At 72.2% G+C, this 24,427-nt stretch carries 24 protein-coding genes; 7 read left to right on the top strand and 17 right to left on the bottom strand.

The genetic code is table 11. The features are described 5' to 3' along the window. Positions 1-142: 142 nt before the first annotated feature. Together ID554_RS01805 and ID554_RS01810 are read right to left on the bottom strand one after the other, a co-directional pair. The gene (locus ID554_RS01805) at positions 143-778 is read right to left on the bottom strand and encodes a YgjV family protein (protein WP_117230184.1); all 636 of its coding nucleotides are present in this window, start codon (positions 776-778) and stop codon (positions 143-145) included. Positions 779-835: 57 nt separating this feature from the next. After that, on the bottom strand, positions 836-1,330 hold the full coding sequence (locus tag ID554_RS01810) for a GNAT family N-acetyltransferase (RefSeq protein WP_117230195.1): 495 nt from the start codon (positions 1,328-1,330) through the stop codon (positions 836-838). A gap of 142 nt (positions 1,331-1,472) precedes the next feature. On the opposite strand from ID554_RS01810, the gene ID554_RS01815 reads away from it, so the two are divergent. Both ID554_RS01815 and ID554_RS01820 read left to right on the top strand, forming a co-directional pair. Next, positions 1,473-2,246 (top strand): cation-transporting P-type ATPase, encoded by a 774-nt coding sequence (locus tag ID554_RS01815; RefSeq protein WP_117230183.1) that lies wholly within the window; start codon positions 1,473-1,475, stop codon positions 2,244-2,246. A gap of 89 nt (positions 2,247-2,335) precedes the next feature. After that, positions 2,336-3,178 carry a universal stress protein gene (locus tag ID554_RS01820; RefSeq protein ID WP_117230182.1) on the top strand — a complete coding sequence of 281 codons (843 nt, stop codon included), beginning with the start codon at positions 2,336-2,338 and terminating at the stop codon, positions 3,176-3,178. 45 nt (positions 3,179-3,223) lie between these two features. On the opposite strand, the gene ID554_RS01825 is transcribed toward ID554_RS01820, so the two are convergent. Together ID554_RS01825 and ID554_RS33330 are read right to left on the bottom strand one after the other, a co-directional pair. Beyond that, entirely contained in the window at positions 3,224-4,342 is a 1,119-nt protein-coding gene (locus ID554_RS01825) for an LLM class flavin-dependent oxidoreductase (RefSeq protein WP_117230181.1), read from the bottom strand. Positions 4,343-4,538: 196 nt separating this feature from the next. Beyond that, positions 4,539-4,655 carry a CGNR zinc finger domain-containing protein gene (locus ID554_RS33330; RefSeq protein WP_223884404.1) on the bottom strand — a complete coding sequence of 39 codons (117 nt, stop codon included), beginning with the start codon at positions 4,653-4,655 and terminating at the stop codon, positions 4,539-4,541. A 101-nt stretch (positions 4,656-4,756) separates the two neighbouring features. Between ID554_RS33330 and ID554_RS33335 the strand changes: the two genes are divergently transcribed. After that, positions 4,757-5,086, top strand: coding sequence for a hypothetical protein (locus tag ID554_RS33335; RefSeq protein WP_223884405.1), 330 nt, complete (start codon positions 4,757-4,759; stop codon positions 5,084-5,086). Between the two features lie 36 nt (positions 5,087-5,122). On the opposite strand, the gene ID554_RS01835 is transcribed toward ID554_RS33335, so the two are convergent. Both ID554_RS01835 and ID554_RS01840 read right to left on the bottom strand, forming a co-directional pair. Continuing rightward, positions 5,123-5,746: a DNA-3-methyladenine glycosylase gene (locus ID554_RS01835; RefSeq protein ID WP_117230180.1), complete on the bottom strand. Its 624-nt coding sequence runs from the start codon at positions 5,744-5,746 to the stop codon at positions 5,123-5,125. After that, entirely contained in the window at positions 5,728-6,300 is a 573-nt protein-coding gene (locus ID554_RS01840) for a GNAT family N-acetyltransferase (RefSeq protein WP_199489274.1), read from the bottom strand. Before ID554_RS01840 ends, ID554_RS01835 begins: the two co-directional genes overlap by 19 nt. A gap of 486 nt (positions 6,301-6,786) precedes the next feature. Here ID554_RS01840 and ID554_RS01845 point away from each other — a divergent pair, with 486 nt between their 5' ends. The 3 genes from ID554_RS01845 to ID554_RS01855 all read left to right on the top strand — a co-directional run bounded on the left by ID554_RS01845 (position 6,787) and on the right by ID554_RS01855 (position 9,132). Further along, positions 6,787-7,710, top strand: a complete 924-nt coding sequence (locus tag ID554_RS01845) for a tetratricopeptide repeat protein (protein ID WP_147333550.1) — start codon at positions 6,787-6,789, stop codon at positions 7,708-7,710. Further along, positions 7,710-8,594 carry a bifunctional diaminohydroxyphosphoribosylaminopyrimidine deaminase/5-amino-6-(5-phosphoribosylamino)uracil reductase RibD gene (locus tag ID554_RS32275; RefSeq protein WP_117230177.1) on the top strand — a complete coding sequence of 295 codons (885 nt, stop codon included), beginning with the start codon at positions 7,710-7,712 and terminating at the stop codon, positions 8,592-8,594. The genes ID554_RS01845 and ID554_RS32275 overlap by 1 nt, the downstream gene beginning before the upstream one ends. 139 nt (positions 8,595-8,733) lie before the next feature. Further along, a complete protein-coding gene (locus tag ID554_RS01855; RefSeq protein ID WP_117230176.1) occupies positions 8,734-9,132 on the top strand; it encodes a DNA-binding protein in 399 nt (132 codons plus the stop codon). Between the two features lie 163 nt (positions 9,133-9,295). Here the strand turns inward: ID554_RS01855 and argH are convergent, their stop codons facing one another. From argH to ID554_RS01905, 10 genes are all read right to left on the bottom strand, one after another. Continuing rightward, positions 9,296-10,759 (bottom strand): argininosuccinate lyase, encoded by a 1,464-nt coding sequence (gene argH / locus ID554_RS01860; RefSeq protein ID WP_117230194.1) that lies wholly within the window; start codon positions 10,757-10,759, stop codon positions 9,296-9,298. Between the two features lie 58 nt (positions 10,760-10,817). Further along, on the bottom strand, positions 10,818-11,333 hold the full coding sequence (locus tag ID554_RS01865; protein ID WP_117230175.1) for an arginine repressor: 516 nt from the start codon (positions 11,331-11,333) through the stop codon (positions 10,818-10,820). After that, positions 11,330-12,256 carry an ornithine carbamoyltransferase gene (gene argF, locus ID554_RS01870; protein ID WP_117230174.1) on the bottom strand — a complete coding sequence of 309 codons (927 nt, stop codon included), beginning with the start codon at positions 12,254-12,256 and terminating at the stop codon, positions 11,330-11,332. The genes ID554_RS01865 and argF overlap by 4 nt, the downstream gene beginning before the upstream one ends. Further along, complete coding sequence (locus tag ID554_RS01875; RefSeq protein ID WP_117230173.1) at positions 12,253-13,491, bottom strand: acetylornithine transaminase; 1,239 nt, start codon at positions 13,489-13,491, stop codon at positions 12,253-12,255. The genes argF and ID554_RS01875 overlap by 4 nt, the downstream gene beginning before the upstream one ends. Then, the gene (argB, locus tag ID554_RS01880; protein ID WP_117230172.1) at positions 13,488-14,375 is read right to left on the bottom strand and encodes an acetylglutamate kinase; all 888 of its coding nucleotides are present in this window, start codon (positions 14,373-14,375) and stop codon (positions 13,488-13,490) included. The genes ID554_RS01875 and argB overlap by 4 nt, the downstream gene beginning before the upstream one ends. A gap of 22 nt (positions 14,376-14,397) precedes the next feature. Next, complete coding sequence (argJ, locus tag ID554_RS01885; RefSeq protein ID WP_117230171.1) at positions 14,398-15,567, bottom strand: bifunctional glutamate N-acetyltransferase/amino-acid acetyltransferase ArgJ; 1,170 nt, start codon at positions 15,565-15,567, stop codon at positions 14,398-14,400. After that, positions 15,564-16,565, bottom strand: coding sequence for an N-acetyl-gamma-glutamyl-phosphate reductase (gene argC / locus ID554_RS01890; RefSeq protein WP_117230170.1), 1,002 nt, complete (start codon positions 16,563-16,565; stop codon positions 15,564-15,566). Before argC ends, argJ begins: the two co-directional genes overlap by 4 nt. Before the next feature lie 210 nt (positions 16,566-16,775). Beyond that, on the bottom strand, positions 16,776-17,600 hold the full coding sequence (locus ID554_RS01895; RefSeq protein ID WP_223884406.1) for a hypothetical protein: 825 nt from the start codon (positions 17,598-17,600) through the stop codon (positions 16,776-16,778). Beyond that, positions 17,597-19,876 carry a hypothetical protein gene (locus tag ID554_RS01900; RefSeq protein WP_117230169.1) on the bottom strand — a complete coding sequence of 760 codons (2,280 nt, stop codon included), beginning with the start codon at positions 19,874-19,876 and terminating at the stop codon, positions 17,597-17,599. Before ID554_RS01900 ends, ID554_RS01895 begins: the two co-directional genes overlap by 4 nt. Then, positions 19,873-20,703, bottom strand: a complete 831-nt coding sequence (locus ID554_RS01905) for an adenylate/guanylate cyclase domain-containing protein (RefSeq protein WP_191088700.1) — start codon at positions 20,701-20,703, stop codon at positions 19,873-19,875. Before ID554_RS01905 ends, ID554_RS01900 begins: the two co-directional genes overlap by 4 nt. Positions 20,704-20,874: 171 nt before the next feature. Between ID554_RS01905 and ID554_RS01910 the strand changes: the two genes are divergently transcribed. Next, positions 20,875-21,756 (top strand): Crp/Fnr family transcriptional regulator, encoded by an 882-nt coding sequence (locus tag ID554_RS01910; protein ID WP_223884407.1) that lies wholly within the window; start codon positions 20,875-20,877, stop codon positions 21,754-21,756. Positions 21,757-21,844: 88 nt separating this feature from the next. Here the strand turns inward: ID554_RS01910 and pheT are convergent, their stop codons facing one another. Further along, entirely contained in the window at positions 21,845-24,421 is a 2,577-nt protein-coding gene (gene pheT / locus ID554_RS01915) for a phenylalanine--tRNA ligase subunit beta (RefSeq protein WP_117230167.1), read from the bottom strand. Between the last annotated feature and the right edge of the window lie 6 nt (positions 24,422-24,427).

Consider the following 24,427-nt stretch of genomic DNA (forward strand, 5'->3'; position numbering starts at 1 on the left):
ACTGGACCACGCCGGGTGGCGCCGCCGGCGGAGGTCCCGCGGCGTAGCGGTGCCAATTCCCCATCGGTCCGGCCCCGAATCCTGGTGCCGGGACGAAGCTTTCGACGGAGTACGACGGCCGTGCGCGCCGTCGACCGGACGGTCAGGTCAGCGGCACCGACGGTGCCGGCAGGTCCAGCACGAACGAGTCGCCCTCGCGGCGGAAGCCGAGCCGGTGGTAGTACGGCCCGACCATGCCCGGTGGGCTGATCACGCGGCGGAAACCACGGTCGGTGAAGAGGCTGCTGCGCCGATAGACGAACTCGCCCGGGGTGAAGTCACGGAACGGCGGGGTGACGTAGTCGAGATCGATCTGGGCTACGCCGTCACCGACGCCCCGGGCCAGGACCACGCCGACCACCTCGTCGGCGCGTACCACCAGGAAGGCCTCGCGGCCGGCCACCCGCCCGGGGTGGAAGCCGGGGTTGAAGCGGGCGATGTCGGCGGCGTGCACCCGTAGTGTGTGGGCCAGGAAGGCGTCGTCGGCACCCACCTCGACCACCTGGTAGGTCTGCTCGTCGTGCCGGGTGGTGAGCAGCCTGCGCAGGTACCACACGTTGATCACGGCCAGCACCACGTTCAGCCCCACCATGGGCCACACCTGCACAGCGGCGTTGTAGCCGATCAGCACGAAACAGCCGACCAGGTTGAGGGCGCGCAGCCGCAGAATGCGCGTCTGCAGCAGCGACCACACCAGCAACGCGGAGCCGGCCCAGCCGACGAGTTCCAGCCAGTTCACCCCGCGAGGGTAGTCGCCGCCCTGGTCACCAGCCCGCTGGGTCCGCCGGGCACGCCGTCATCGGGCGTCCGGGTCGGCGGGCAGTTCCAGGACGTACTCGTCGACGTCGTGGCCGCGGCCCGGCGCGTACCCCCGGTCGGTGTCGCGGATCGCGAACCCGGACCGGCGCAGCACGGCCAGCGAGGCGACGTTGTCGACGGCCGTCCGGGCGTACAGCGGGCGGCGGGTCACCTCGCCCAGCAGCGCGACGAGCGCCCGGGTGGCGTGGCCGCGTCCCCAGCGCGCCGGGTCGATCCAGTAGCTGACCTCGGTCCGGCCGGCAGCGGGAAAGGCCAGCACGTAACCGACCACCGCGCCGTCAACGGTCACGGTGCGGGCCACGATGTCCGGGTCGGCCAGGATCCGGACCCAGTGCGCGGCGAACGCCCGCCGGTCGCCCGGGTCCCGCGCGCCGAAGGCGGCCATCCGGTTGGCCTCGGGGTCGAGCTGGTGGGCGAAGAACTCCGGCAGGTCGTCCTCGGCGACCGGCCGCAGCCGCAGGTCGTCGGTCACCACCCGACCATACGCGTCGGTCCGGCAGGGCCGTTGGTCCCGGGCCACGCGGGCGGATCGCCTCTGCCGCCCGGTGCCGGGCCGGATCAGGCTGGCAGGGAAGAACCGTCAGCGGGGCGGTCCTCGACACAGGGCGGAGCGGATGTTGGCCGGACAGGTCCAGGTCACGGGCGGGAAGAGACCGGCACCGATCAGCGTGGTCGCGGAGCCGGCGTCGGTCGTCGGTACCGGCACACGCACCGAGCGGCGGTGGGCGGTACGCCACGCGGTCACCCCGGGCGGCGTCCGCTTCGGCGTGACCGGCCTCGGGTACGCCCCGTACGGCGGGGTCCAGCGCGACGGCACACTGGTCGCCGTACCGGACGAGTTGCGGCGACTGGCGCGGGCCGGGCTGCTCTGCAACGACGCCGCGGTGGCACCGCCGGATGCCGCGCGACCGGACTGGACTGCCGTCGGTGACCCGCTGGAGGCGGCGCTGGTGACCTTCGCCGCCCGCTGCGGGCTGGACCCCGTCCGCACCCGGACCGCCTGGCCGCGCATCGCGGCACACCCCTTCGACCAGCGGCTGCGCCGGATGACCACGGTGCACCGCTGCTGCGACCGCCGGTACCTGGTGGTCTGCAAGGGTGCGCCGGAGGGCGTGCTCCGCATGCCGCTGCTCGACGCCACCGACGGGGAGGTGGCCGCCCTGACCGCCGTCGCGCAGCGGTCGGCCGGCATCGGGCTGCGGGTGCTGGCGCTGGCCGCGGCCCTGGTGGGTACGGCGCCGGTCGACACCGCCCACCCGGTCGGGTTGCGTCCGCTGGGGCTGGTCGCGGTCGGTGATCTCGCGGAGTCCGCTGGCCGGTCCGGTGCACCGGCCGGGCGGAACCGTGGTCCGCAGACGGTCACCGGGCCGGGTGGGTCCGGCCGGTAGCGGACCGAAGGATCATGACCGGTGGTGTGTCGGGGCCGGTCCACCGGCGGACAGCCCCGACAATGGGCAGAGGCGAATCTGGAGGGCCGATGAACCGACCTGTCGTGGTGGGGGTGGACGGATCACCGCCGAGCCTGGTCGCCGCGGAACACGCGGCGCAGGCGGCGGTCTGGCGGTCCCGCCCGTTGCATCTGGTGCACGGTTACCTGCACCCGCTCGGCTACGGAGTGCCGATCAACCCGTACGAGGTGGGGTTGCCGGCGCCGACCGAGGACGGCCGCAAGATGCTCGAACAGACCTCCGCCGAGCTGGTCGACCGGTGGCCGGGGCTCACCGTCGAGGTACGCCAGGTGGCCGGCGGCCCGGGCGCGACGCTGGTGGAGGAGTCCCGGCGGGCGGAGTTGGTCGTGGTGGGCAGCCGGGGCCTCGGCGGCTTCGCGGGGCTGCTGCTCGGTTCGGTCGGCACCCAGGTCGCCGCGCACGGCCACTGTCCGGTGCTGGTGGTCCGGCCCCCCGACCGTCCGCTGCCGACCGAGGGGCCGGTGCTGATCGGGGTGGACGGCTCCGAGTCGGCCGAGCTGGCCGTCGGGTACGGCGCCGAGGAAGCCTTCCGGCGCGGCGGCACGCTGGTGCTGGCGCACGTCGCCGACGAGCGGCACGCCGACGACGGGGAGGCGGCGGCGCTGCTGGCCACGGCGGCGGCCTCGGCCCGGGGCAGCCACCCGGGGCTGACCGTCGAGGAACGGTTGATCACCGCGGCGAAACCGGACCAGGCGCTGATCGAGGCGACCTCGGACGCGGCCCTGGTGGTGGCGGGCTCCCGTGGCCGGGGCGGCTTCGCCGGCCTGCTGCTCGGCTCGGTCAGCCAGGCGTTGGTGCAGCACGCCCGCTGCCCGGTGCTGGTCGCCCACCCGCACGAACCGGAGCTCTGAGGCGTCCACTGAGGCCGGCCGAGACGACGGCGATCGCGCGTGCGGTCACCGTTCCCCCTCTGACGACGCGGTGCCGGCCAGCTCCGCGTCGCCCGTGGCGGCGGCGCGCAGCGAGGCGTGCGTCGGTGCCGCCGGGACGTGGGCGGGACGCAGCGACTCGAACTCCTCGCGCAACACGGGTACGACCTCCTCGCCGAGGATGTCGAGCTGCTCCAGCACCGTCTTCAGCGGCAGGCCGGCGTGGTCGACCAGGAAGAGCTGACGCTGGTAGTCGCCCACGTAGTCACGGAAACCGAGGGTGCGGTCGATCACCTGCTGCGGGCTGCCCACGGTCAGTGGCGTCTGCGAGGTGAACTCCTCCAGCGACGGGCCGTGCCCGTAGACCGGCGCGTTGTCGAAGTAGGGCCGGAACTCGCGTACCGCGTCCTGGGAGTTGCGCCGCATGAAGACCTGCCCGCCGAGGCCGACGATGGCCTGGTCGGCGGAGCCGTGGCCGTAGTGCGCGAAGCGCTGCCGATAGAGGCTTACCATCCGGCGGGTGTGCTCGGCCGGCCAGAAGATGTGGTTGGCGAAGAATCCGTCGCCGTAGTACGCGGCCTGCTCGGCGATCTCCGGGCTGCGGATCGAGCCGTGCCAGACGAACGGCGGCACGCCGTCGAGCGGTCGCGGCGTGGAGGTGAAGGACTGCAACGGGGTACGGAACTTGCCCGACCAGTCGACGACGTCCTCCCGCCAGAGCCGACGCAGCAGGTCGTAGTTCTCGATCGCGAGCGGGATGCCGTTGCGGATGTCCTGGCCGAACCAGGGGTAGACCGGGCCGGTGTTGCCGCGCCCCATCATCAGGTCGACCCGGCCGTCGGCCAGGTGCTGGAGCATCGCGTAGTCCTCGGCGATCTTCACCGGGTCGTTGGTGGTGATCAGCGTGGTCGCGGTGGACAGCAGCAGCCGCTCGGTGCGGGCCGCGATGTAGCCCATCATCGTGGTGGGCGAGGAGGGCACGAACGGCGGGTTGTGGTGCTCGCCGGTGGCGAAGACGTCGAGACCGACCTCCTCGGCCTTGAGCGCGATGGCCACCATCGCCTTGATCCGCTCCGCCTCGGTCGGCTCACGACCGTTGGTCGGGTCGACCGTGACGTCGCCGACGGTGAAGACTCCGAACTGCATGACAGCTCCTCGTGTCGTCCGACCCGGGCGGTTCGTACCCGGCGCCGCGGACAACATATTTGACTCGTCAACTATTCCGTAGCCCCGGCCCCTCCGTCAACTATTCCGTAGCCCCGGCCCCTCCAGTGTCCCCCGTCACGCCGCGCTCATCCTCGGCCGGGGGCGCCGCCGGGAGGCCCGGATCCCCGCCGGAACGCTACGGGACCGTCGGGTTCGACGTCTGGCGCTGGTAGTGCCGGGACACCCGGGCACGGTTGCCGCAGGACGGCTTGCACCACGCCTGGCGGGGATGGTCCTTGACGAAGTAGCGCACGCAGCGCGGCGTCGGGCGACGTCCCCCGCCAGGCGACCGTCGGCGTCGAATCCTCCGGCCAGCTCAGCATCGGCCGGACCGGCAGCCGACCGGCAGCCTCGTTGAGTCGGTCGACGGCGTCCGGCACGGGCAGCAGCGTCGAGGAGTCGGCCCGACTCGGCGGCCCGGGACGGACCGCGTGCGCGAAGAGAGCGCGTACGGCGCGCCACACCGCGACCACGTCGAGGCGGAGTCGCTCGTCCGGCCTGCTGATTCCGATGCTGGTGCTGGCCTCGGCGCACGCGGTGCTGCACACCTGCTGGCTCGCCGGCTGGACCGTCGTCTCGGGTGCGGCGGCCCGCCTGCTGCGCACCCTCCGGGTACGCCGGATGCTGGACAGGCTGACCGGCGCGCTCCTGGTCGGTCTCGGTGTCCGCACCGCAGTCGGATAGAGCGGCCTGGTAGACCCGGGTCAGCGCCGTCGCGGGTCAGCGGCCGTCGCGGGTCAGCGCCGTTCGCCGGGGCACGTGGCGACGGTAGGCACTGACCGTTGGGTCACCGGTGATCCAGAAGCGCCAGGGGACGTCGTGGGCGGCGGCCACGCCGACCCGAGGACCGGCGGAGACCTCGGACGGCGCGACCGGCCGCGTCGGCGGAGTCAGCAGCAGCGGCCCGCTGCCGTCGACGAGGTCGGTGCCGTTCGCCGTCGCGTCGAGCCCCAGCGCCACCACCAACCGGGCCGGGCCGCGAGCCAGGTCCCGGTCGGGCACCTCGCCGCGACGCTTGCGGGCGAGATCCAGCCCGTCGACCACCGCACCGGCGCGCAGCAGCACCGCCGCCGCCTCCCCCTCGCGCCCGCAGACCACGTTCAGGCACCAGTGCATGCCGAAGACGAAGTACGTGTAGGCGTGGCCCGCCGGACCGAACATGACCTTGGCACGCGGAGTCGGCCCACGATGGGCGTGCGAGGCCGGGTCCTCCCCGGTACCGGCGTACGCCTCGACCTCGGTGAGCCTGATCCGGACTCCGCCAGCCGCGAGTTCCCAGCCGAGCAGCGTGCGCGCGGTCTCGGCGATCTCGGCGGCGGGCGCGGTCAGCCAGGAGTGGTCCACCCGTCCAGATAACCCGGCTTCCACCTCGACCGGCAACCCGGCGTCCATGCGAAACGGATGTCGGGAGCCTTCTCCTCGTTTCCGGACCCATCGGTCGTATCGACAAGAGCGAAGCCGTGCCGGAGGTAGAAGCGCTGCGCGCCGGTGTTGCTGGCGAACGTCCACAGCTGGAGTCCCGCCGGCCGAAGGGACTTGGCAAGTTCGATCAGTCGCGTGCCCAGTCCCCGGCCGGTCCGGGCGGGATCGACATAGAGCTGGTCGACCCAGTGGCCGTCCAACACCAGCACCGCCAGCAACCGACCGTCGCCGCCCTCGGTCAGCCACACTTCTCGATCGGGAATGACGACGACGCTGACCCACTCACGCACCTCGGCATCCGAGTGGACCATTGCGGGAATCGCGCCAACCGCGGCACGGCGAGCGCCGATGAGCAGGTCCGCGACCGCGCGGGCGTCCTCGGGACCAGCACGACGAGGCGTCACCGGTCCTCGCCGTGAGGCACCAGAGGAATCCACGTGATCAGGCTTCCACACCTGCGGCGCCTCATCGACCACGCCCCACACGGTCCACGAAGGTGAACGGAGTGAGAAGTGCCGACTTGCGGTCCGACCTTGTCCTCGGTTCGTGTCGGTGTTGGGCGAGACCATGAAAGAGGTAAACGATCTGGACGGTCGGTGGCATAGTCGGCAGGCCGGCAAGTGAGGTTGAGGGGAGGGGTAGTGCCTCGCCATCCGGATACAGTGATCAGTCCGAACACCACGCTGAGGGCTGCTCGACAACGGCTGTGGTCACCAAGGCGTCCTGGTCAGTGCCTGTCCCGCGCGGAGCTGGCCGATGCGGTCAACACGGCGCTCGTTGCTCTGTACCCGGGTCGTGACCTCAGCGCCCATTACGTTGATTTCCGGTGGGCCGGGAAGCTGGAACGTGGGGAGCATCGCTGGCCCAATGAGCTGCGTCGAGCAGCGCTGCGCCGGGTACTCGGTGTCGCTTCCGACGCGGAGCTGGACTTATACAGTCCCCGGCGAAGCGACGGTCCGTCGGTGCCAGGTGACGTGGTAGCGCCTCGACCGGGCGGTGGAGACGAGACCATCTATCTGCTGCGGGAGCAGTGGCGCCTGCTGGTGCAGAACGACAAGATGTTCGGCCCCGAATACGCCCTGATGGGGGTGACCAGACAGTTGTCCGCGATCGAGGACCTCCTGCCGCAACTGCCACGACCGCTCCGCTCCCCTGCCGTGCGCGTCGCCGCGCAGTACGCCGAATCCGCCGCCTGGCTTCACCAGTGCCTCGATGAGCATGCGGCGGGCCGCCGGTGGACGCAGCAGGCACTCGACTGGGCCGGGCAGATCAACGACCCGATCATGACCGCCTGGGCCGCGTACCGCAGCAGTCAGCAACGGCTGACGAGCGGACACCCCGCGCAGGCCGTCGACGAGAGCGAAGCGGCGTTACGTCACGACGGCATGCTGCCCGGGCCCATGCGGGCGGCGTTGCGGGTCCCACACGCCCATGCCCTGGCCACCACCGGGCGACACCGGGCGGCCATGCGACTACTGGACGACACCCACCGGTTCGCCGCCGACCGTAGCCCTGGCCACGCCGACGGCGAACACGGCACGTACTGCACCAGCGGCTACATCGAGGTACACCGCGGCACATGCCTCCGACTGGCGCACCGGCAAGACGAAGCGATCACCGTGCTGGAGCAGGCCCTCCCCACGATCCCGCCCCGACACGGTCAGGATTTCACATCCGCCCTGGTCAGCAAGGCAGCAGCCCACGCCGCCGCGCACCAACCCGACCAAGCGGCGACCACCGCACACCAGGCCCTACCACCGATCGCACGGCAGGCAGGGTCCCGACGCATCCTGCGTCAACTGGCGCACCTGGGCACCACGATCAAGGGGCATCAGCATCTGCCAGAGGTCCGCGACTACCTCGATGACCTGACAGCGAGCGACTGATGGCCTCGACCACCGAACTGGCCGCGATGCGGCAGGCCATCATCCTGTCGTCGTTCGGTCTGGGCACCGCCAGCCCCAACCCGCCCGTCGGCTGCGTCATCCTCGACCGCCACGGCGCCACCGTCGGCGCCGGCTACCACCAGCGCAAAGGCCGACCCCACGCCGAGGCGAACGCTCTGACCGCTGCGGGCGCGGCAGCACACGGCGGCACCGCCGTCGTCACCCTCGAACCCTGCAACCACGTCGGCGTCACCCCCGCCTGCCGTCAGGAACTCATCAACGCAGGCATCGCCCGAGTCGTCATCAGTGTCATCGACCCGACCTCCCAAGGCGACGGCGGCGCCGCCGTCCTCGCCGCCCACGGCGTCGACGTCGAAACCGGCGTCATCCCCGACGAGACACTCACCGTCCTCGGCCCCTGGCTCGCCGCCACCCGACGCCGCCGCCCCCACCTCACCTGGGCCTATGCCGCCCACGGCGACAACAACCGCGAGACCACCGAACGGCTGATCGCGGACCTACGCAGCCAGGCAGACCTCGTGCTCACCGACGAGACCGTCAACGAGGGCATCCCCGGCGGCCACGCTCCCGAACACTTCGCCCTGCCCAACGCCTCTACCGCCGACCTTCGAGAATGGCTCTCCACCTGCTACACCAGCGGCACACGCACCATCCTCGCCGTCGGAGCCCACCACGCCGACCTGCTCCACGACAACCTGAACGACGTCGATGACATCGTGGTCGCCACCGGGACACCACTGACAGGTGGTCGAGTGCCAACCTCAGGCATCGCGCTACCAGGCTTCAAGATCGTCGACACCTCCTCCCACGGCACAAGCATCGTGGTGCGTCTTCGCCGGTCCGACCCGGCCGCCCGCCAGTGATGCAACCGCGCACAGTCAGGCAGCTCAGGCAGGCCGAGGATTCCCGACGTGGTCGCCGGCCGGCATCCGCTCCGCCGCACGCGCACGCCATCTTCAACGTTCCGTTGACAACGTTTCGTTGAAGAGTTGGGATTGGAGCATGAGCACCGACACCGGCCACCGCACCTACGACGCACTACACCGGCTCACCGAGCGACATGCCGCCACCGAGGCGCAGCGCCGCCGGCACACCAACCCGTACGCGGCCGATCCGTACGAGGTGATCGCCGTGGTGTTGGCCCTGGCCGCCGGGGCGGCCGAGGCGACGCCGGGCGAGGAAGCGGTCGACGAGGCGGACCTGCTCGCCGCGCTCACGCTCTTCCCACACCTGCGGGCGGAGGTCGACACGATGGAGGCGGGACTGCTCGACCTCGCGCGTAGCCGTGGGCTGACCTGGCAGGCGATCGGGCACGGGCTCGGCCTGGGCAGCGCCCAGGCCGCCCGCCAGCGTTACGACCGGCTGGCCGCCCGCACCCGATCGGACCAGGCCGCCGACTGACGACCCGGGCGCTCCACCGAGGCCGACAGCACGAACGGTTCAGCTCGACAGGGCACCGACCAGAGGTGGGGAACCGCAGGCGCAGGAGCCGACTAGGACTTGGGGCTGGGGATGAAGCGACGCGGACGGCCCGGCCGGTGTCGACCGGGCCGGGCCGTCCGCCTCAGCGGGGCACGACCTGCTCCGCCGCCCACTCCCGCCAGCCGGCCAGCCGGTCGGCGGCGGTGGCGAGCTGGTCGGCGACCGGGCCGGGGCCGGTCGAGCCGGGCGTGGTCCGGGCGGCCAGCGCCGAGCGGACCGACAGCACGTCCCGGACGCTCGGGTCGAGGTGCTCGCTGACCATGGCCAGCTCCTCGTCGGAGACCTCGTCCAGGGCACAGTCGCGGACCGCGCAGAGCGCGACCAGCTTGCCGGTGATCTCGTGCGCGTCGCGGAACGGCACGCCCTTGCGGACCAGCCAGTCGGCCACCTCGGTGGCCAGTGAGAAGCCCACCGGTGCGGCGGCGACCAGTCGGTCGACGCGTACCGTCATGGTGGAGATCATCCCGGCCAGGGCCGGCAGCAGCAGTTCCAGGGTGTCGACCGCGTCGAAGGCCGGCTCCTTGTCCTCCTGCATGTCCCGGTCGTACGTCATGGGCAGGCCCTTGAGCATGGTCAGCACCGCGACCAGCCCGCCGACCAGCCGTCCCGACTTGCCCCGGGCCAGCTCGGCGATGTCCGCGTTCTTCTTCTGCGGCATAATCGAGGAGCCGGTGGCGAAGGCGTCGTCCAGCTCGACCCAGCCGAACTCGTGCGACGTCCAGAGCACCACCTCCTCGCCGAGGCGGGACAGGTGCACGCCGACCATCGCGGTGATGAAGAGGAACTCGGCGACGAAGTCCCGGTCCGCGACCGCGTCCATCGAGTTGGCGAACGAGGTACGGAAGCCCAGCTCCTTGGAGACCGCCACCGGGTCCAGCGGCAGCCCCGAACCGGCCAGCGCGCCCGCGCCGAGCGGGCTCACGGCGGTGCGGTGGTCCCAGTCGCGCAGCCGCTCCAGGTCCCGCAGCAGCGGCTGCACGTGGGCGAGCAGCCAGTGGCCGAAGGTGACCGGCTGGGCGTGCTGCAGGTGCGTCATGCCGGGCGCGGCGGTGTCCACGTGCCGCTCGGCCTGCTCCACCAGCGCATCGGCCAGCTCCACCAGCCGCGACGCCACACCCCGGGCGTGGTCCCGCAGATAGAGCCGCAGGTCGGTGGCGACCTGGTCGTTGCGGGACCGACCGGCGCGCAGCTTGCCGCCAAGGCTGCCCAGCCGTTCCAGCAGCCCCCGTTCCAGGGCGGTGTGCACGTCCTCGTCGTCGACCGTGGGCCGGAACGCGCCGGAGGCGCAGGCCGCCTCCAGGTCGTCCAGGGCGGCGAGGATCCGGCCCAGTTCCTCCGGGTCGAGCAGGCCGGCGCCGGCCAGCACCCGGGCGTGCGCCCGGGAACCGGCGATGTCGTACGGGGCCAGCCGCCAGTCGAACTGGACGCTCACCGACAGCCGGGCGAGCGCCTCCGACGGGCCGCCGGCGAACCGGCCACCCCACAGGCTCGTACGGTTGGCGGGCGCGCTGTTCTCGGTCAGGCTCTTGTCGTCCACCTGGTCCATTCTGGCGGTCACCACCGCGACGCTCCGCACCGGGCGTCCCGCCCGCCATCCCGCTCGGTCATGGTGCTGTGTTCCCTTCGGTGTACTCGTCGCGACGGGCCCAGCCGGCGAGTCGTTCGCCGAGCGCGGCTCCGCCGTCGGATTCGCGGGCCACCACGAGGATGGTGTCGTCACCGGCGATGGTGCCGACCACCTCCGGCAGGCCCGCCCGGTCCAACGCGCTGGCCAGGTACTGCGCCGCCCCCGGCGGCGTGCGCAGCACCGCGATGTTGCCGCTGGAGTCGACCTCGTTGAGCAGTTCCCGCAGCAGCCGCACGAGCCGGGCCGGCGCCGCCTCGGCGTCGCGCAACGGCCGGTGACCGTCCTCCGGGATGACGTAGACGGCCCGGCCGTCGCCACCGCGTGCGGTGACCGCACCGAGTTCCTTCAGGTCGCGGGAGAGCGTGGCCTGGGTGACCTGGACGCCTTCGTCGCCGAGGAACTCGGCCAGCTCGGTCTGCGAGCGGACGGCCCGGTCGCGGATCAGCTCGACGATGCGGGCGTGCCGGGCGGCACGGGTCAACGGTGCGCTCATGTCGTCTCCGTCAGCAGGAACGTCAGCAACGCCTTCTGGGCGTGCAGCCGATTCTCCGCCTGGTCGAAGACGGCGCTGCGCGGGCCGTCCAGCACCTCGTCGGTGATCTCCTCGCCCCGGTGCGCCGGCAGGCAGTGCAGCACGATCACCGTCGGTGCGGCGTGCCCGAGCAGTTCCTCGTTGACCTGGTACGGCAGGAACGGGGTGGCGCGGTCCAGCCCGTCGCCCTCCTGCCCCATCGAGACCCAGGTGTCGGTGGCGACCACGTCGGCGTCCCGCACCGCGGCGACCGGATCGGTGAGCACCCGGACGCTGCCGCTGGTCTCGGCGGCGATCACCTCGGCGCGGGCCACCACGTCGCCGTCGGGCGAGAAGCCCTCCGGACCGGCGACGCGGACGTGCATCCCGGCGGTCGCGCCGGCCAGCAGGTACGAGTGGGACATGTTGTTCGCCGCGTCGCCGACGTACGCCAGGGTCCGCCCGGCGGTGCCACCGAAGCGTTCCCGCACGGTCAGCAGGTCGGCCAGGAGTTGGCAGGGGTGGAACCCGTCGGTCAGCGCGTTGACCACCGGCACGGTGGCCCCGCTCGCCACCTCGGCGATCCGGTCGTCACCGTGCGTCCGCAGCACGATCGCGGCGACGTAGCGGGACAGCACCCGACCGGCGTCGGCCAGCGTCTCGCCCCGACCGAAGTGGGTGACCTGGGTGTCCACCACCAGCGGATGCCCGCCGAGTTCGGCGATGCCGGCGTCGAACGAGATCCGGGTACGCAGGCTCTGCTTGTCGAAGAGCACCGCCACCGACCGGGGCCCCGACAGCGGTGTGTACGCGAACCGGTCGGCCTTCATCCGGGCCGCCAGGTCGAGCACGGCAGCCTGCTCGGCGGGCGACAGGTCGTCGTCACGCAGGAAGTGCCGGGTCATTCGCTGGCCTCCGTCGAGGTCGGGTCGGGGGCGCCGGGAAGGTGGGTGCCGGCCACGGCGGTGAGGGCGAGGGGCAGCGCGGCCAGGAACGCGTCGGCCTGGTCGGCGGTGAGGATCAACGGCGGGGCAAGCCGGAGCACGTCGGGTTGGATCGGGTTGACCAGGAAACCGGCCCCGCGCAGCGTCTCGGTGGCGGCGGCCGACACCGGCGCGGTCAGCGTCACGCCGAGCAGCAGCCCGGTGCCCCGCACCCCGCTCACCAACGGGTGCCCGAGCCCCTCGATGCCCCGGCGCAGCCGCTCCCCGATCCGCTTGACGTGGTCGAGCAGTCCCTCGTGGGCGATCGTGGAGATCACCGCGAGCGCGGCGGCGCAGCTCACCGGGTTGCCGCCGAAGGTGCTGCCGTGCGATCCGGCGACCAGCAGGTCCGCGGCCGGACCGAAGGCCAGGGTGGCACCGATCGGCAGCCCACCGCCGAGCCCCTTGGCCAGGGTCACCACGTCCGGCTCGACGCCCTCGGCCTGGTGCGCGTACCAGTGCCCGGTGCGACCGATCCCGGTCTGCACCTCGTCGATCACCAGCAGCGCGCCGTGCCGGGCGGTGATCCGCCGGGCGGCGGCGAGGTAGCCGGCCGGCGGGACCACCACGCCGTTCTCGCCCTGGATCGGCTCCAGGATCACCATCGCCGTCGCGTCGGTCACCGCCGCCTCCAGCGCGGCGACGTCACCGTACGGGATGTGGTCGACCTCGCCGGGCAGCGGACGGAACGGGTCGGCCTTGGCCGGCTGACCGGTCAACGCCAGGGCACCCATGGTGCGGCCGTGGAAACCGCCGACGGTGGCGACCACGTGGGTGCGGCCGGTACGCCGCGACAGCTTGAACGCCGCCTCGTTGGCCTCCGCGCCGGAGTTGGCGAAGAACACCCGACCCGGACGTCCGGCCAGTGCCAGCAGCAGCTCCGCCAGGGCCACCGGAGGTTCGGCGACGTACAGGTTGGAGACGTGTCCGAGCGTGGCGACCTGCTTCGACACGGCGGCCACCACGGCCGGGTGCGCGTGACCGAGGGAGTTGACGGCGATGCCGCCGAGCAGGTCCACGTACTCCCGACCGGCCTCGTCGGTCACCACGGCGCCGGAGCCGGACAACAGGGCCAGCGGCGGCGTGCCGTAGTTGTCCATCATCGACTGCCGCCACCGCTCGACCAGGGTGCTCGTGCCGGCACTCCGCTCGCTCATGAGGGGATCACCATCGTTCCGAAGCCTTCCGAGGTGAATACTTCCAACAGGGTGGAGTGCGCGACCCGGCCGTCGACCACGTGGGCCGCGGGTACGCCCCCGCTGACCGCGCGCAGGCACGCCTCCATCTTGGGCACCATGCCCGACTCCAACGACGGCAGCAGCTCGGCCAGCTCGGCGGTGCCGATCTCACTGACCAGGCTGGTGGTGTCCGGCCAGTTGGCGTACAGGCCGGGCACGTCGGTGAGCACGACCAGCTTGCGGGCGCGCAGCGCCACCGCCAGCGCGGCGGCGGCGGTGTCCGCGTTGAGGTTGTGCAGCACCCCCTCCACGTCCGGGGCCACCGTGGAGATCACCGGGATCCGGCCCGCCCCGATCAGGTCGTCCACCGCCGAGACGTCCACCGACTCGACGTCGCCGACCTGCCCCACGTCGACCGGTTCCCCGTCGACGTACGCGTGCCGGCGTACCGCGGTGAACAGCCCGGCGTCCTCGCCGGAGAGACCGACCGCGAACGGACCGTGCGCGTTGATCAGCCCGACCAGTTCCCGGCCGACCTGCCCGACCAGCACCATCCGGACCACGTCCATCGCCTCCGGAGTGGTCACCCGCAGGCCGCCCCGGAACTCGCTGTCGATGCCGAGCCGACCGAGCATCGCCGAGATCTGCGGTCCCCCACCGTGCACCACGACCGGCTTGAGGCCGACGTAGCGCAGGAACACCATGTCGGCGGCGAACGCCCGCTGCAACTCGGGGTCGACCATGGCGTTGCCGCCGTACTTGACCACGACCGTGGAGCCGGAGAAGCGGGCCAGCCAGGGCAGGGCCTCGATCAGGGTGGCGGCCTTCTCCTGGGCGCGGGTCAGATCCGAGGTCAGGGTCACCGGACCGGCCTTCCATAACAGATCATGTTGAATACGCCGAGTTCTCGTGCACGTACCCGTGCGACAGGTCGTTGGTCCACACCGTCGCCTCGGCGGCACCGGCGTGCAGGTCGATCCGGATGGTGACGTCCCGTCCGGTCAGGTCGACGCGGGAGCGGTCCTCGGCGGCGGCGCCGGACCGGCAGATCCAGATCCCGTTGACCGCCACGTCGATCTCGTCCGGCTCGAACGTGGCGGAGGTGGTGCCGACGGCGGCGAGGATCCGCCCCCAGTTCGGGTCGTTGCCGAACAGCGCGGTCTTCACCAGGTTGTTGCGGGCCACCGACCGGCCCACCTCGACCGCCTCGTCCTCGTTCGCCGCGCCGACCACCTCGATGGCGACCTCCTTCGTGGCGCCCTCGGCGTCGGCCAGCAACTGCCTCGCCAGGTCGTGGCAGGCGGCGGTGACCGTGTCGGTCAGCTCCGCCTCGGTCGGCGCGACTCCGGAGGCACCGCTGGCCAGCAGCAGCACGGTGTCGTTCGTCGACATGCAGCCGTCGGAGTCGACCCGGTCGAAGGTGACCCGGGTGGCGGCCCGCAGCGCCGCGCCGAGGGTCTCCGGCGTGGCCACCGCGTCGGTGGTCAGCACGCAGAGCATGGTGGCCATGCCGGGGGCCAGCATGCCGGCGCCCTTGGCCATGCCACCGACGGTCCAGCCGTCACCGCGCGTCACGGCGGTCTTCGGTCGGCTGTCGGTGGTCATGATGGCCTCGGCGGCGGCGTCGCCACCGTCACCGGTCAGGGCCCGCACCGCCGCACCCACTCCCGGCAGGAGCTTGTCCATGGGCAGCCGTTCACCGATCAGGCCGGTGGAGCAGACCGCGACCTCACCGGCGCCGTACGCCCGGCCGCTGACCGAGGTCAGTTCGGCGGCGGTGTGTTCGGCGGTGGCGTGGGTGTCCTGGAAGCCGGCCGGGCCGGTGCAGGCGTTCGCGCCGCCGGAGTTGAGCACCACCACCCGGACCAGGCCGCCGTGGACCACCTGCTGGGTCCAGATCACCGGCGCGGCCTTGACCCGGTTGCTGGTGAAGACCGCGGCGACACCGGCGTCCGGGCCGTCGTTGACCACCAGGGCCACGTCGGAGGCGCCGCTGGCCTTGAGGCCGGCGGCGACCCCGGCCGCCCGGAACCCCGCCGGGGTGGTGGCGGTCATGGCGCGACTCCGAAGCAGGACAGGCCCGTGGTCTCGGGCAGACCGAACATCAGGTTGGCGTTCTGCACCGCCTGGCCGGCGGCGCCCTTGCCCAGGTTGTCCAGGGCGGCGACCACGATCAGCCGACCGGAGTCGACGTCGACGCCTGCCTGCAGGTGGCAGGAGTTGCCACCGAGCGTGGCGGCGGTGTGCGGCCACCGTCCCTCGGGCAGCAGGTGTACGAACGGCGCGTCCGCGTACGCCTGCGCCAGCACCGCGCGGGGGTCCACCTCACCGGTCGGCAGCGCGGTGACCGTGGCCAGGATGCCGCGCGGCATCGGCGCCAGCACCGGGGTGAACGACAGCCCGGTCGCGCCGGTGGCCTGCTTGATCTCGGGTACGTGCTGGTGGGCGCCGACCTTGTAGGGCGACAGGTCGCCCGCCACCTCGCTGGCCAGCAGGTGGGTCTTGGCGGCCCGGCCCGCGCCCGAGGTGCCGCTGGCGGCGACGACCACCACGTCGGCGGGGTTAGCGGCTCCGGCAGCGATCAGCGGGGCCAGCGCCAACACGATCGTCGCCGCGTAACAGCCGGTGTTGGCGACCCGGGTGGAGGTGGCGATGCGCTCCCGCTGGCCGGGCAGTTCGGGCAGCCCGTAGGTCCACGCACCGGCGTGCGCGCCGCCGTAGTAGCGGGTCCAGGCGTCCCCGTCGACCAGCCGGTGATCCGCGCCGAGGTCGACCACCCGCACCTGCGCGGGCAGTCGGGCCGCGAGGGCGGCGGACTCGCCGTGCGGCAGGGCGAGGAAGACCAGGTCGGCGTCGGCCAGTACGTCAGGGGTGGTCTCCGCGAAGGTCAGGTCCACGCCGGCGAGCTGCGGGTGCACCGCGTCCAGCGGTTGCCCCGCCTGGCGGTGCGCGGTGGCGGTGACCAGGTCGAACTCGGGATGCCCGGCCAGCAGGCGCAGCAGCTCACCTCCGGCGTATCCGCTCGCCCCGGCAACCGCGACCCGAATTCCCATACTTACCTCCGCATGACTATGCAGAAGAGGTTAGCAGCGCCTGGTGACTGACCGCAAGGTCATGCATACCACTGCATGGTGATGTCGCCGTCGGCCGTCCGGGACGGTCAGAGCCGCCCCTCGGCCCCGGATGTAAGGAAGGGACCCCTGCTAACGCCTCGTGTATAGGAGGGGACCCTTCCTAACATCTCTGCGAGCGCCCTAGACGCTTCAGTTGACCTGCTCGGACAACCCGTGCTGCCGCTCGTACGTACGCAGGGCCAGATCCCACGCCTGCGTGTACTCGGACGGGCCGAGGGCGAGGTCGCCGTGTCCCTTGACCGCCTCTCTCAGCAGCCGCACCAGGTCCGGCACGCTGCCCCGGCGCTCCTCGACGTACCGCCGGAAGATCTCGGCGAACTGCGGCCCGGCCAGAGCCGCCGCGTGGGCGGTGACCGGGTCGTCCTCAAGGTCCCGCAGCACCACGCCCCACCGGCGGGTCAACTCGTCGGCCTGGCGTGCCCGGATCTTCTGCAGTTCGTGGTCGCACTCAAGTCTGATCCGCTCCTCCCAGTACGGGCGAAGCCGTTCACGTACCCGCTCCTCCGGGCTGACCCGAAGGCGCACCCCGAACTGCGGCAGGTGTCCTCCGTCCTGCGGCCATCGCTGGTGCAACAACACATTGTTCAACGCTCGCTCCAGATCGTGGGCCCGGTGCGGCTCGTACTCGCGGGCGAGGTCGATCACCCGCTCCCGGACGATGCTCTGCGCCCAGGGCAACAGGCCCTCGGCACGCATCTGCAACCCCTCGAAGGGCATGTTCGACGCCGTCCAGAGGTAGGACACGTACAGGTAGAAATCGAATGCCTCACCCTTCGCCGGCACCAGCATCGGTTTCGCTACGTCCTGCCGGAAGGTGACCCGCACCGGCGCGGACCGAGGCGTGGGCACCGGCGCAACGGGCATCGGCGAGAAGATCCGCTGCCACCACGAGCGCTCCGGCTGACGCGGTACGGAGTGGCGCATGTGCGGGTTATCCGGGGATGGAGTGGTCATCGGCAGTCCTCACGAATCAGTCGTTCGACATCGTCGAGTAGCGGCTTGCGTGGCATGACGGGACGCCACACATGCCGCAACTGGTGGTCGAGCCGGCGGCGCAGCGGCGGCCGTCCGGCCACCACGAACCGCAGCAGCGCCAGCACGTGTCCGGCGACCTCGGGCTGACCGTCGGCCCGGTCCAGCCAGAAGCCAAGCGTCCGCCAGGCGCGGTACGCCGTCTCCGGCAGGCTCAACGCCGTCGCCCAGAGCTCGGCCAGGTCGTGCCGGGACACGATCTCCGTCCGGGCGAGGTCCAACAGTTCCGGCCACTGCTCCCGAGGTGCCGGCGCCCACCGCTCCGCCAACACCCGAAGGGTCCTCGCGGCGTGCAGCCGCACCTCCCGGTCGCTCGACCGGGTCCATCCGGCCAGGTCGGTGATGAGCGCGGCGGCGTTCCCGCCCTGGTACACCTCGACCAGCCCGCGCGACACCGAGTTGTTCCACCGCTGCATCCGCGCCGACGCGACCATCCGCAGTTGGACCAGGGCCGCGTTCGGCCAGAGCCGGGCCAACCCCAGTTCGTGGGCGCGGGCCACGGTGTCACGCAGATGCGCGGCCGTTCCGGCTGCCCAGCCGTCCAACTCGACCCGTACCCGCTGGCGCAGGCGAGGCTGCAGGGCCATCGCGACCAGGATGATCGCGGCGGCCTGCCGAACCCCGGCTCGCCGGTCCCGCGCCAGGTTCCGCACGGTGTCCAGGGCCGCCCGGACGTCCCGACCGGCAGACCAGCCGATCGCCCCCGCCGCGGCCTGGCGCACCTCCGGCAGATCGGTGCGGACCAGGTCGGCGAGCCAGCCGAGCAGGACCTTCGGCGGCCACCACTCGGCCCATGCGACGTCGAGCACAGCCGATCGCAGATCCTCCCTGCCCGCCGCGAACTGCACCCGCACCCCACCGGCGGACCATCCGTCGGCCGGATCCACCACCACGGCGGCACGCAGGGTGGTCCCGAGCAGATCGTCGAGTGCGGCGCCGCGCAGCCGTACCGCAACAGCCGGTACCCGCTCCGGCACGGGGGGCCCCGGCGGACGCTCCGGAGCCTCGGCCGCCACCAGCCGGCCAGCGGCGAGCCGGATCTCCGCCGTCGACAGCCCCGCCAACACCGCGCAGGAGAGCCGGAACGCGCGTACCTGTTCATCGGACCAGCCCACCGAGTTGCCGACGCCGTCCTGCGGATCGAGGATGTGCGCGGCGCGCTCCCGAAGCTGCTGGGGAAGCAACTGCGTCAGCCGGTCGGTGAGCTGGCCGGCGCGGGGCAGCGTCCGGGCGATCGCCTCGACCACCGGCACCACCTCGCGCGACCGGGGTTCGGCGGCGAGATAGGCGGAGAGCAGCGGATGGCGTGCGCACTCCTCCTCCACGTACCGTTCCAGGCACTTCCCGTCGCACCGGTCGGCGCAGAAGCCGACGCAACGTCCGGCCAGCTCCCGTCGCAGGCGGGCGCGGAACACCTCCCCGGCCGGCGCCGGTCGATGCTCGATCACGTGCCCGCCGAGATCCCGGGCTCGTCGGGAGAAGTCGCCGACCAGCAGCAGCGTCACCCCCTCGCTCTCGGCCCGCGACGCCAACCGGACCAACGTGTAGCCGTCGACGCCGAGCACCGCCTCGTCGGTGAGCCGCAGGACGTACCCGCACCCCGCCCGGGGGCCCGTTGCACCAACGAGCAGGTCGGCGGGCTGTGCGACACCGAGTACGCCGACCCGGTCGAGATCGTGTCGGCGGACTGCTCCGACCAGCGCCGAGGTGAAGCGCCCGCTGCCGGCGGGGCCGGACAGGCACACCACGTGGCGCTGCTTCAGCACATGGTCGAGCTGCTGGTCGCTGACGGCCGGGGCGTAGCCGTACACCACGTCCCGGACGATCGTCGCGCTGAGCGTCTCGGACCAGACCCGACCCGCCTGCGCCGCCGTCGCGGTGACGTTGACCGTGCCGATCGCCAGCGCACCGTGTCCGGTGGCGTTCTGTCCCCGGACGAGCACGTCGCCCACCTCGATGCCGGCGACGCCGCCGAGCAGACCCGCGAGCCGACGCAGCACGTCGCCGGGATCTAGCGGGTCCTCGACGTCCTCCGGCTCCTCCGGCTCGGCCGGCCCCGACGCGGCCGTGCCGGTCGGCGTCGGTCCGTCCTCGACCGGCTGCGATGTCTCACCGCTCTCCGAGGTGGACTGCGGTGTGTCCGGGTCGGGGCCGGGCACCGGGTCGTGCGGCGCTGACTCCGGGTTCGGGTCGGTCATCGGTCTGTGCCAGGGCGGAGACGTACGTCCCGGCCCACCGAGCCGATCGCCATGGCGCCGTGTCCCACCGCGTTCTGGCCGTCGACTCGGATGTCACCGGTGCGGATCCCGCCGGCCGCCGGATCCGGGGCTCGGTTCGCGGGGGCACCGCCCCGCCCGGTGCCCGTCCCCGCCTTCTCCCCCGGCCTGCTTTCTCTCACCCCATCGGACGGCTCCGGCGACTCGCCACCCGTCCACGCGGCGACGTCCTCGTCCACGACGCAGAGCCACGCCTGGGCCTGGAACTGCTTGTCCGGAATCAGCACGTCGATTCGCTGGAACCGATCCGGGCGGATCTGCTCGGGATACTCGGTGACCACGTCCCGATAGATGTCCGAGGAGACCACCAGCGCGATCCCGGCGTCCGGGCACGCGGCCAGCGCACGGCGTACCGGTGCGGCATCGCAGAGCCTGCTGACCAGTACGACCGCCCGACCGGGAAAGCCGTTGGCCCCGTCCAGATGCACCATGCCCTGATGCACCGCGATCCGCAGCCGGATGCGGGCCGACGGGAGTCGGCTGGCGTTGTAGCGACGCAGTCGCCGGTTCAACTCCGGCACGAACCGGCCGATCAGGTGTGCCTCGGGTAGCTCGCGAGGCAGGATCGCCAGTTCTCCGTCACCGGACTGCTGCGTCGTCCAGCCCTCCCGCTGCAGGCCCACCTCCCCGGCCGCCTCCCGCAGCAGCCGGTGAAAGTCCTGCTGCGCCTCGTACTGCTGGACGTTGCCGCGCCCGCTGTAGCGCTCCATGTCCACGCAGATCAGCATTCGCCGCTCCGGATGTTGCATATCGTCACCCTTCCTGTCACCACACCCTGCCGGTCCCGGCACCAGGGGACATCCAAACCGTGACGACGGGCGCAGACTCCGTAGAAGTACGGCATTTACCTCGGTTGTCGACCAACCGTCATCCCGTCCTGCGCGGGCATTCCGGCCGGCGTCGGGCGGTGTACTCGCCGTATGTGGACGGTCCCGATCGACCTGCTCCTGGGGCTGGAGCTGGAGTTGCTGCCGACCATCGGTCTATTGGTCGGATACCTGCTCACGGCGGCTCTGCTCCGGCGGGCGCCGAAGATCGTAGGCGACCGGTTACGCTTCGACCGCTGTCGTTGGCTGAAGAGAGTGGGAGCCTTGATGCGGCGAGATCCACCCCAGATTCCGGAGTGGCCTCACGGCACCTTTCTTCAACGACTGGGCCCTCCCGTACGGGCCGCTCTCCTGGAGCTCGGGGTCCGCCGCCGGGTGCCGGCCGGTCAGATCCTGATCCACGAGGGCCTGCGGGAGTCCCACCTGATCCTCATCGAGGACGGCCTGACGAAGGTCACCGCGGCGCTGGCCGACGGACGTACCGCGCTGCTGTCCCTGCGGGTCGGTGGAGACCTGGTCGGGGAGATGTCGGCGCTCAACGACCAGCCGCGCTCGGCGACCGTCACCGCCTGCGGGCCCGCCAGGTACAGCGTGATCCCATCCGATCGATTCCGTGCGTTCCTGAAGGGCCATCCCGACGCTGCGCTCGAACTCGCCGCGATGGTCTCCGATCGGCTGCGCTGGTCGAACCGACGGCGGATCGACTTCACCTCCTACCCGGTGACCATCCGGGTGGCCAGGGTGGTGGCAGAGCTGTCCCGCACCCACGGCCGGCAGGCGGCGGGCGGAGTCGTCATCGACGTCCGGCTGACCCAGTCGGAACTCGCCACGATCTGCGGCGCCTCGGAGACCTCGATCCAGAAGAGCCTCCGGGAGTTGCGCAACGAGGCCCTGGTGGACACCGACTATCGGCGGATGACCGTCCGTGACCTGGACGGGCTGCGGACCCTCGGCCGCCTCGACGACGAGAACTGAACCGGCTCCGCTCCCCCGCCCCCGGATGTTAGGAAGGGTCCCCTCCTATGCACGAGGCGTGAGGAGGGGACCCTTCCTTACATCCGCGTCAGGCGCCGCGCAGGGTGGCGTCGAAGCGTTCGGCGGCCCGGGCCACCGCGGCGTCCCGGGCGGCGACCGCCTCGTCAACGGTCAGCGTCCGGTCCGGTGCGCGGAAGGTGAGCTTGTAGGCCAGCGACTTGCGGCCCGCGCCCAACTGCTCGGAGGCGTACACGTCGAACAGCCGCACCGACTCCAGCAGGTCGCCGGCGCCCTCGGTGAGGGCCTGCCGCACCGCCTCCGCCGGAACCGACTCGTCCACCACCAGCGCCACGTCGATCAGCGCCGGCGGGAAGCCGGACACCGTCGGCGCGAGCGCCACCGGCGCCTCGGGCAGCGCGTCCAGGTCCAGCTCCATGGCGCTGGTCCGGCGGGGCAGTTCCAGGGTGGCCAGCACCGTCGGGTGCAGTTCACCAGCGTGGCCGACCACCGTGCCGTCCACCAGCAACGCCGCGCACCGGCCGGGGTGCCAGGGGGCGTGCTCGACGGCCCGTACCTCGATGGTGTCCTGCGGCACCCCGGCGGCGGCCAGCACCGCCCGGCCCGCCTCGACCGCGTCCGCCCAACCGGCGGCCCGACCCGCACCCCACCAGCCGGCCGGTTCGACGTCGCCGGTCAGCACGGCCGCGACGTGCCGGGGCTGGTCCGGAACCACCGCGTCGGCGGCGGCGAACTCCTCATCGGTGGGACGCCGGTCGACGCCCATGACCGGTGGACGCCCGGCGCCCGGACGCGCACGGAAGACCGCGCCGATCTCGTAGAGCGCCAGGTCGCGCAGCCCACGGCCGAGATTGCGGCGGACGATGCCGAGCAGCGGGCCGAGCAGCGTCGTGCGCAGCAGCGGCTCCTCCTCGGACAGCGGGTTGGCCAGCCGGACCGCCTGGCGACGCAGGTCGCCGTCGGGCAGACCGAGCTGGTCGGCCAGCTCGGCCGAGACGAACGGGTGCGCCAGCACCTCGACGAAGCCGCGCTCGGCCAGCGAACGGGACACCGCGCGGTGGCGCCGCTGCCGCACGGTCAACCCCCGGCCGGGCGGCGCGGTCGGCAACACCGACGGCACCTTGTCGTACCCGTCGAGGCGGGCCACCTCCTCGACCAGGTCGGCCGGGTCGGTCAGGTCGGGACGCCAGGTGGGCGGGGTGACGCCGAGCGCCTCGACACCGGCGACGGCACCCACCTCACCCGGGTCCTCGGCGAGCCGGTCGCCGCCCCGGGCCACGGTGCACCCGACCTGTTCCAGCAGGGCCACCACCCGGGCCGGCGAGTACTCCACGCCGACCCGCCGGGTGGCCAGGTCGACCGGCAGCACCACCGGCGTACGCGGCGCGACGTGGTCGATGTCCAGCACTTCGTCGGCGACGGCGCCGCCCGCGTACTCGGTGAGCAGCCGCACCGCCCGCTCCAGCGCGACCAGCGGCAGGGCCGGGTCCACGCCCCGCTCCCACCGCTTCGCGGCCTCGCTGAACAGCTTGTGCCGACGGGCGGTACGCCCGACCATCACCGGATCCCAGTGCGCGGCCTCGAACAGCACGTTGACGGTGCCGGACACGACCTCGCTGGTCTCGCCGCCCATCACGGCGGCGAGCGAGATCGGCACGCCGGAGCCCTCACCGGCGAGCGGGTTCGGCGACCCGGTGTCGCAGATGACCATGTCCTCCGGCGCGAGCGCCCGGGTCACCCCGTCGAGCGTGCTCAGCTTCTCGCCCGCTTCGGCCCGCCGGACCACCAGCGCGCCGGTGATCCGGTCGGCGTCGAAGGCGTGCATCGGCTGGCCGAGTTCCAGCATCACGTAGTTGGTGATGTCGACCGGCAGCGAGATGGTGCGGATGCCGGCGAGGGTCAGCCGCCGCTGCATCCAGTCGGGGCTCGGTGCGGCCGGGTCCACGCCACGCACCAGCCGGGCCGCGAACCGGTCACAGCCGACCGTGTCCCGCACCTCGACCGGGTACGCCGGTGCGGCCGTGCCGGCCGGCGCGGGGACGAGACCGGGGTCCCGGAAGCTCACCCCGAGGGCGTGCGCCAACTCGCGGGCGAGCCCCCGCAGCGACATCTGGTAGCCCCGATCCGGGGTGATCTCCACCTCCACCACCACGTCGTCGAGGCCGACCACCGGTCGGGCGTCGTCGCCGGGCTTGGCGGCGGCACCCTCGGGCAGCACCACGATGCCGTCGTGGTCGTCGCCGAGGCCCAGTTCGCGCTCCGAGCAGATCATGCCGTTGGAGTTGCGCCCGTACGTCTTGCGGGCGCCGATGGCGAAGCCACCCGGCAGGACACCGCCGGGCAGGATCACCACCACCCGGTCACCCGGGACGAAGTTGCGCGCCCCGCAGACGATCTCCTGTGGCTCGCCGGTGCCGTTGGCGGCACCCACGTCGACCCGGCAGAACCGGATCGGCTTCTTGAAGCCGGTCAGCTCCTCGATCTCGAGGACCTCACCGACCACCAGCGATCCACGGACCGTGTCGGCCAGGTCCACGATCGACTCGACCTCGATACCGAGGTCGACCAGGGCCCGCTCCAGCTCGGCGGCGGGCAGGTCGGTCGGGAGGTCGACGTACTCCCGCAGCCAACTGACAGAAACTCGCATGACTTG

The organism is Micromonospora craniellae, from assembly GCF_014764405.1.
GTDB classification, from domain to species: Bacteria; Actinomycetota; Actinomycetes; order Mycobacteriales; family Micromonosporaceae; genus Micromonospora; species Micromonospora craniellae.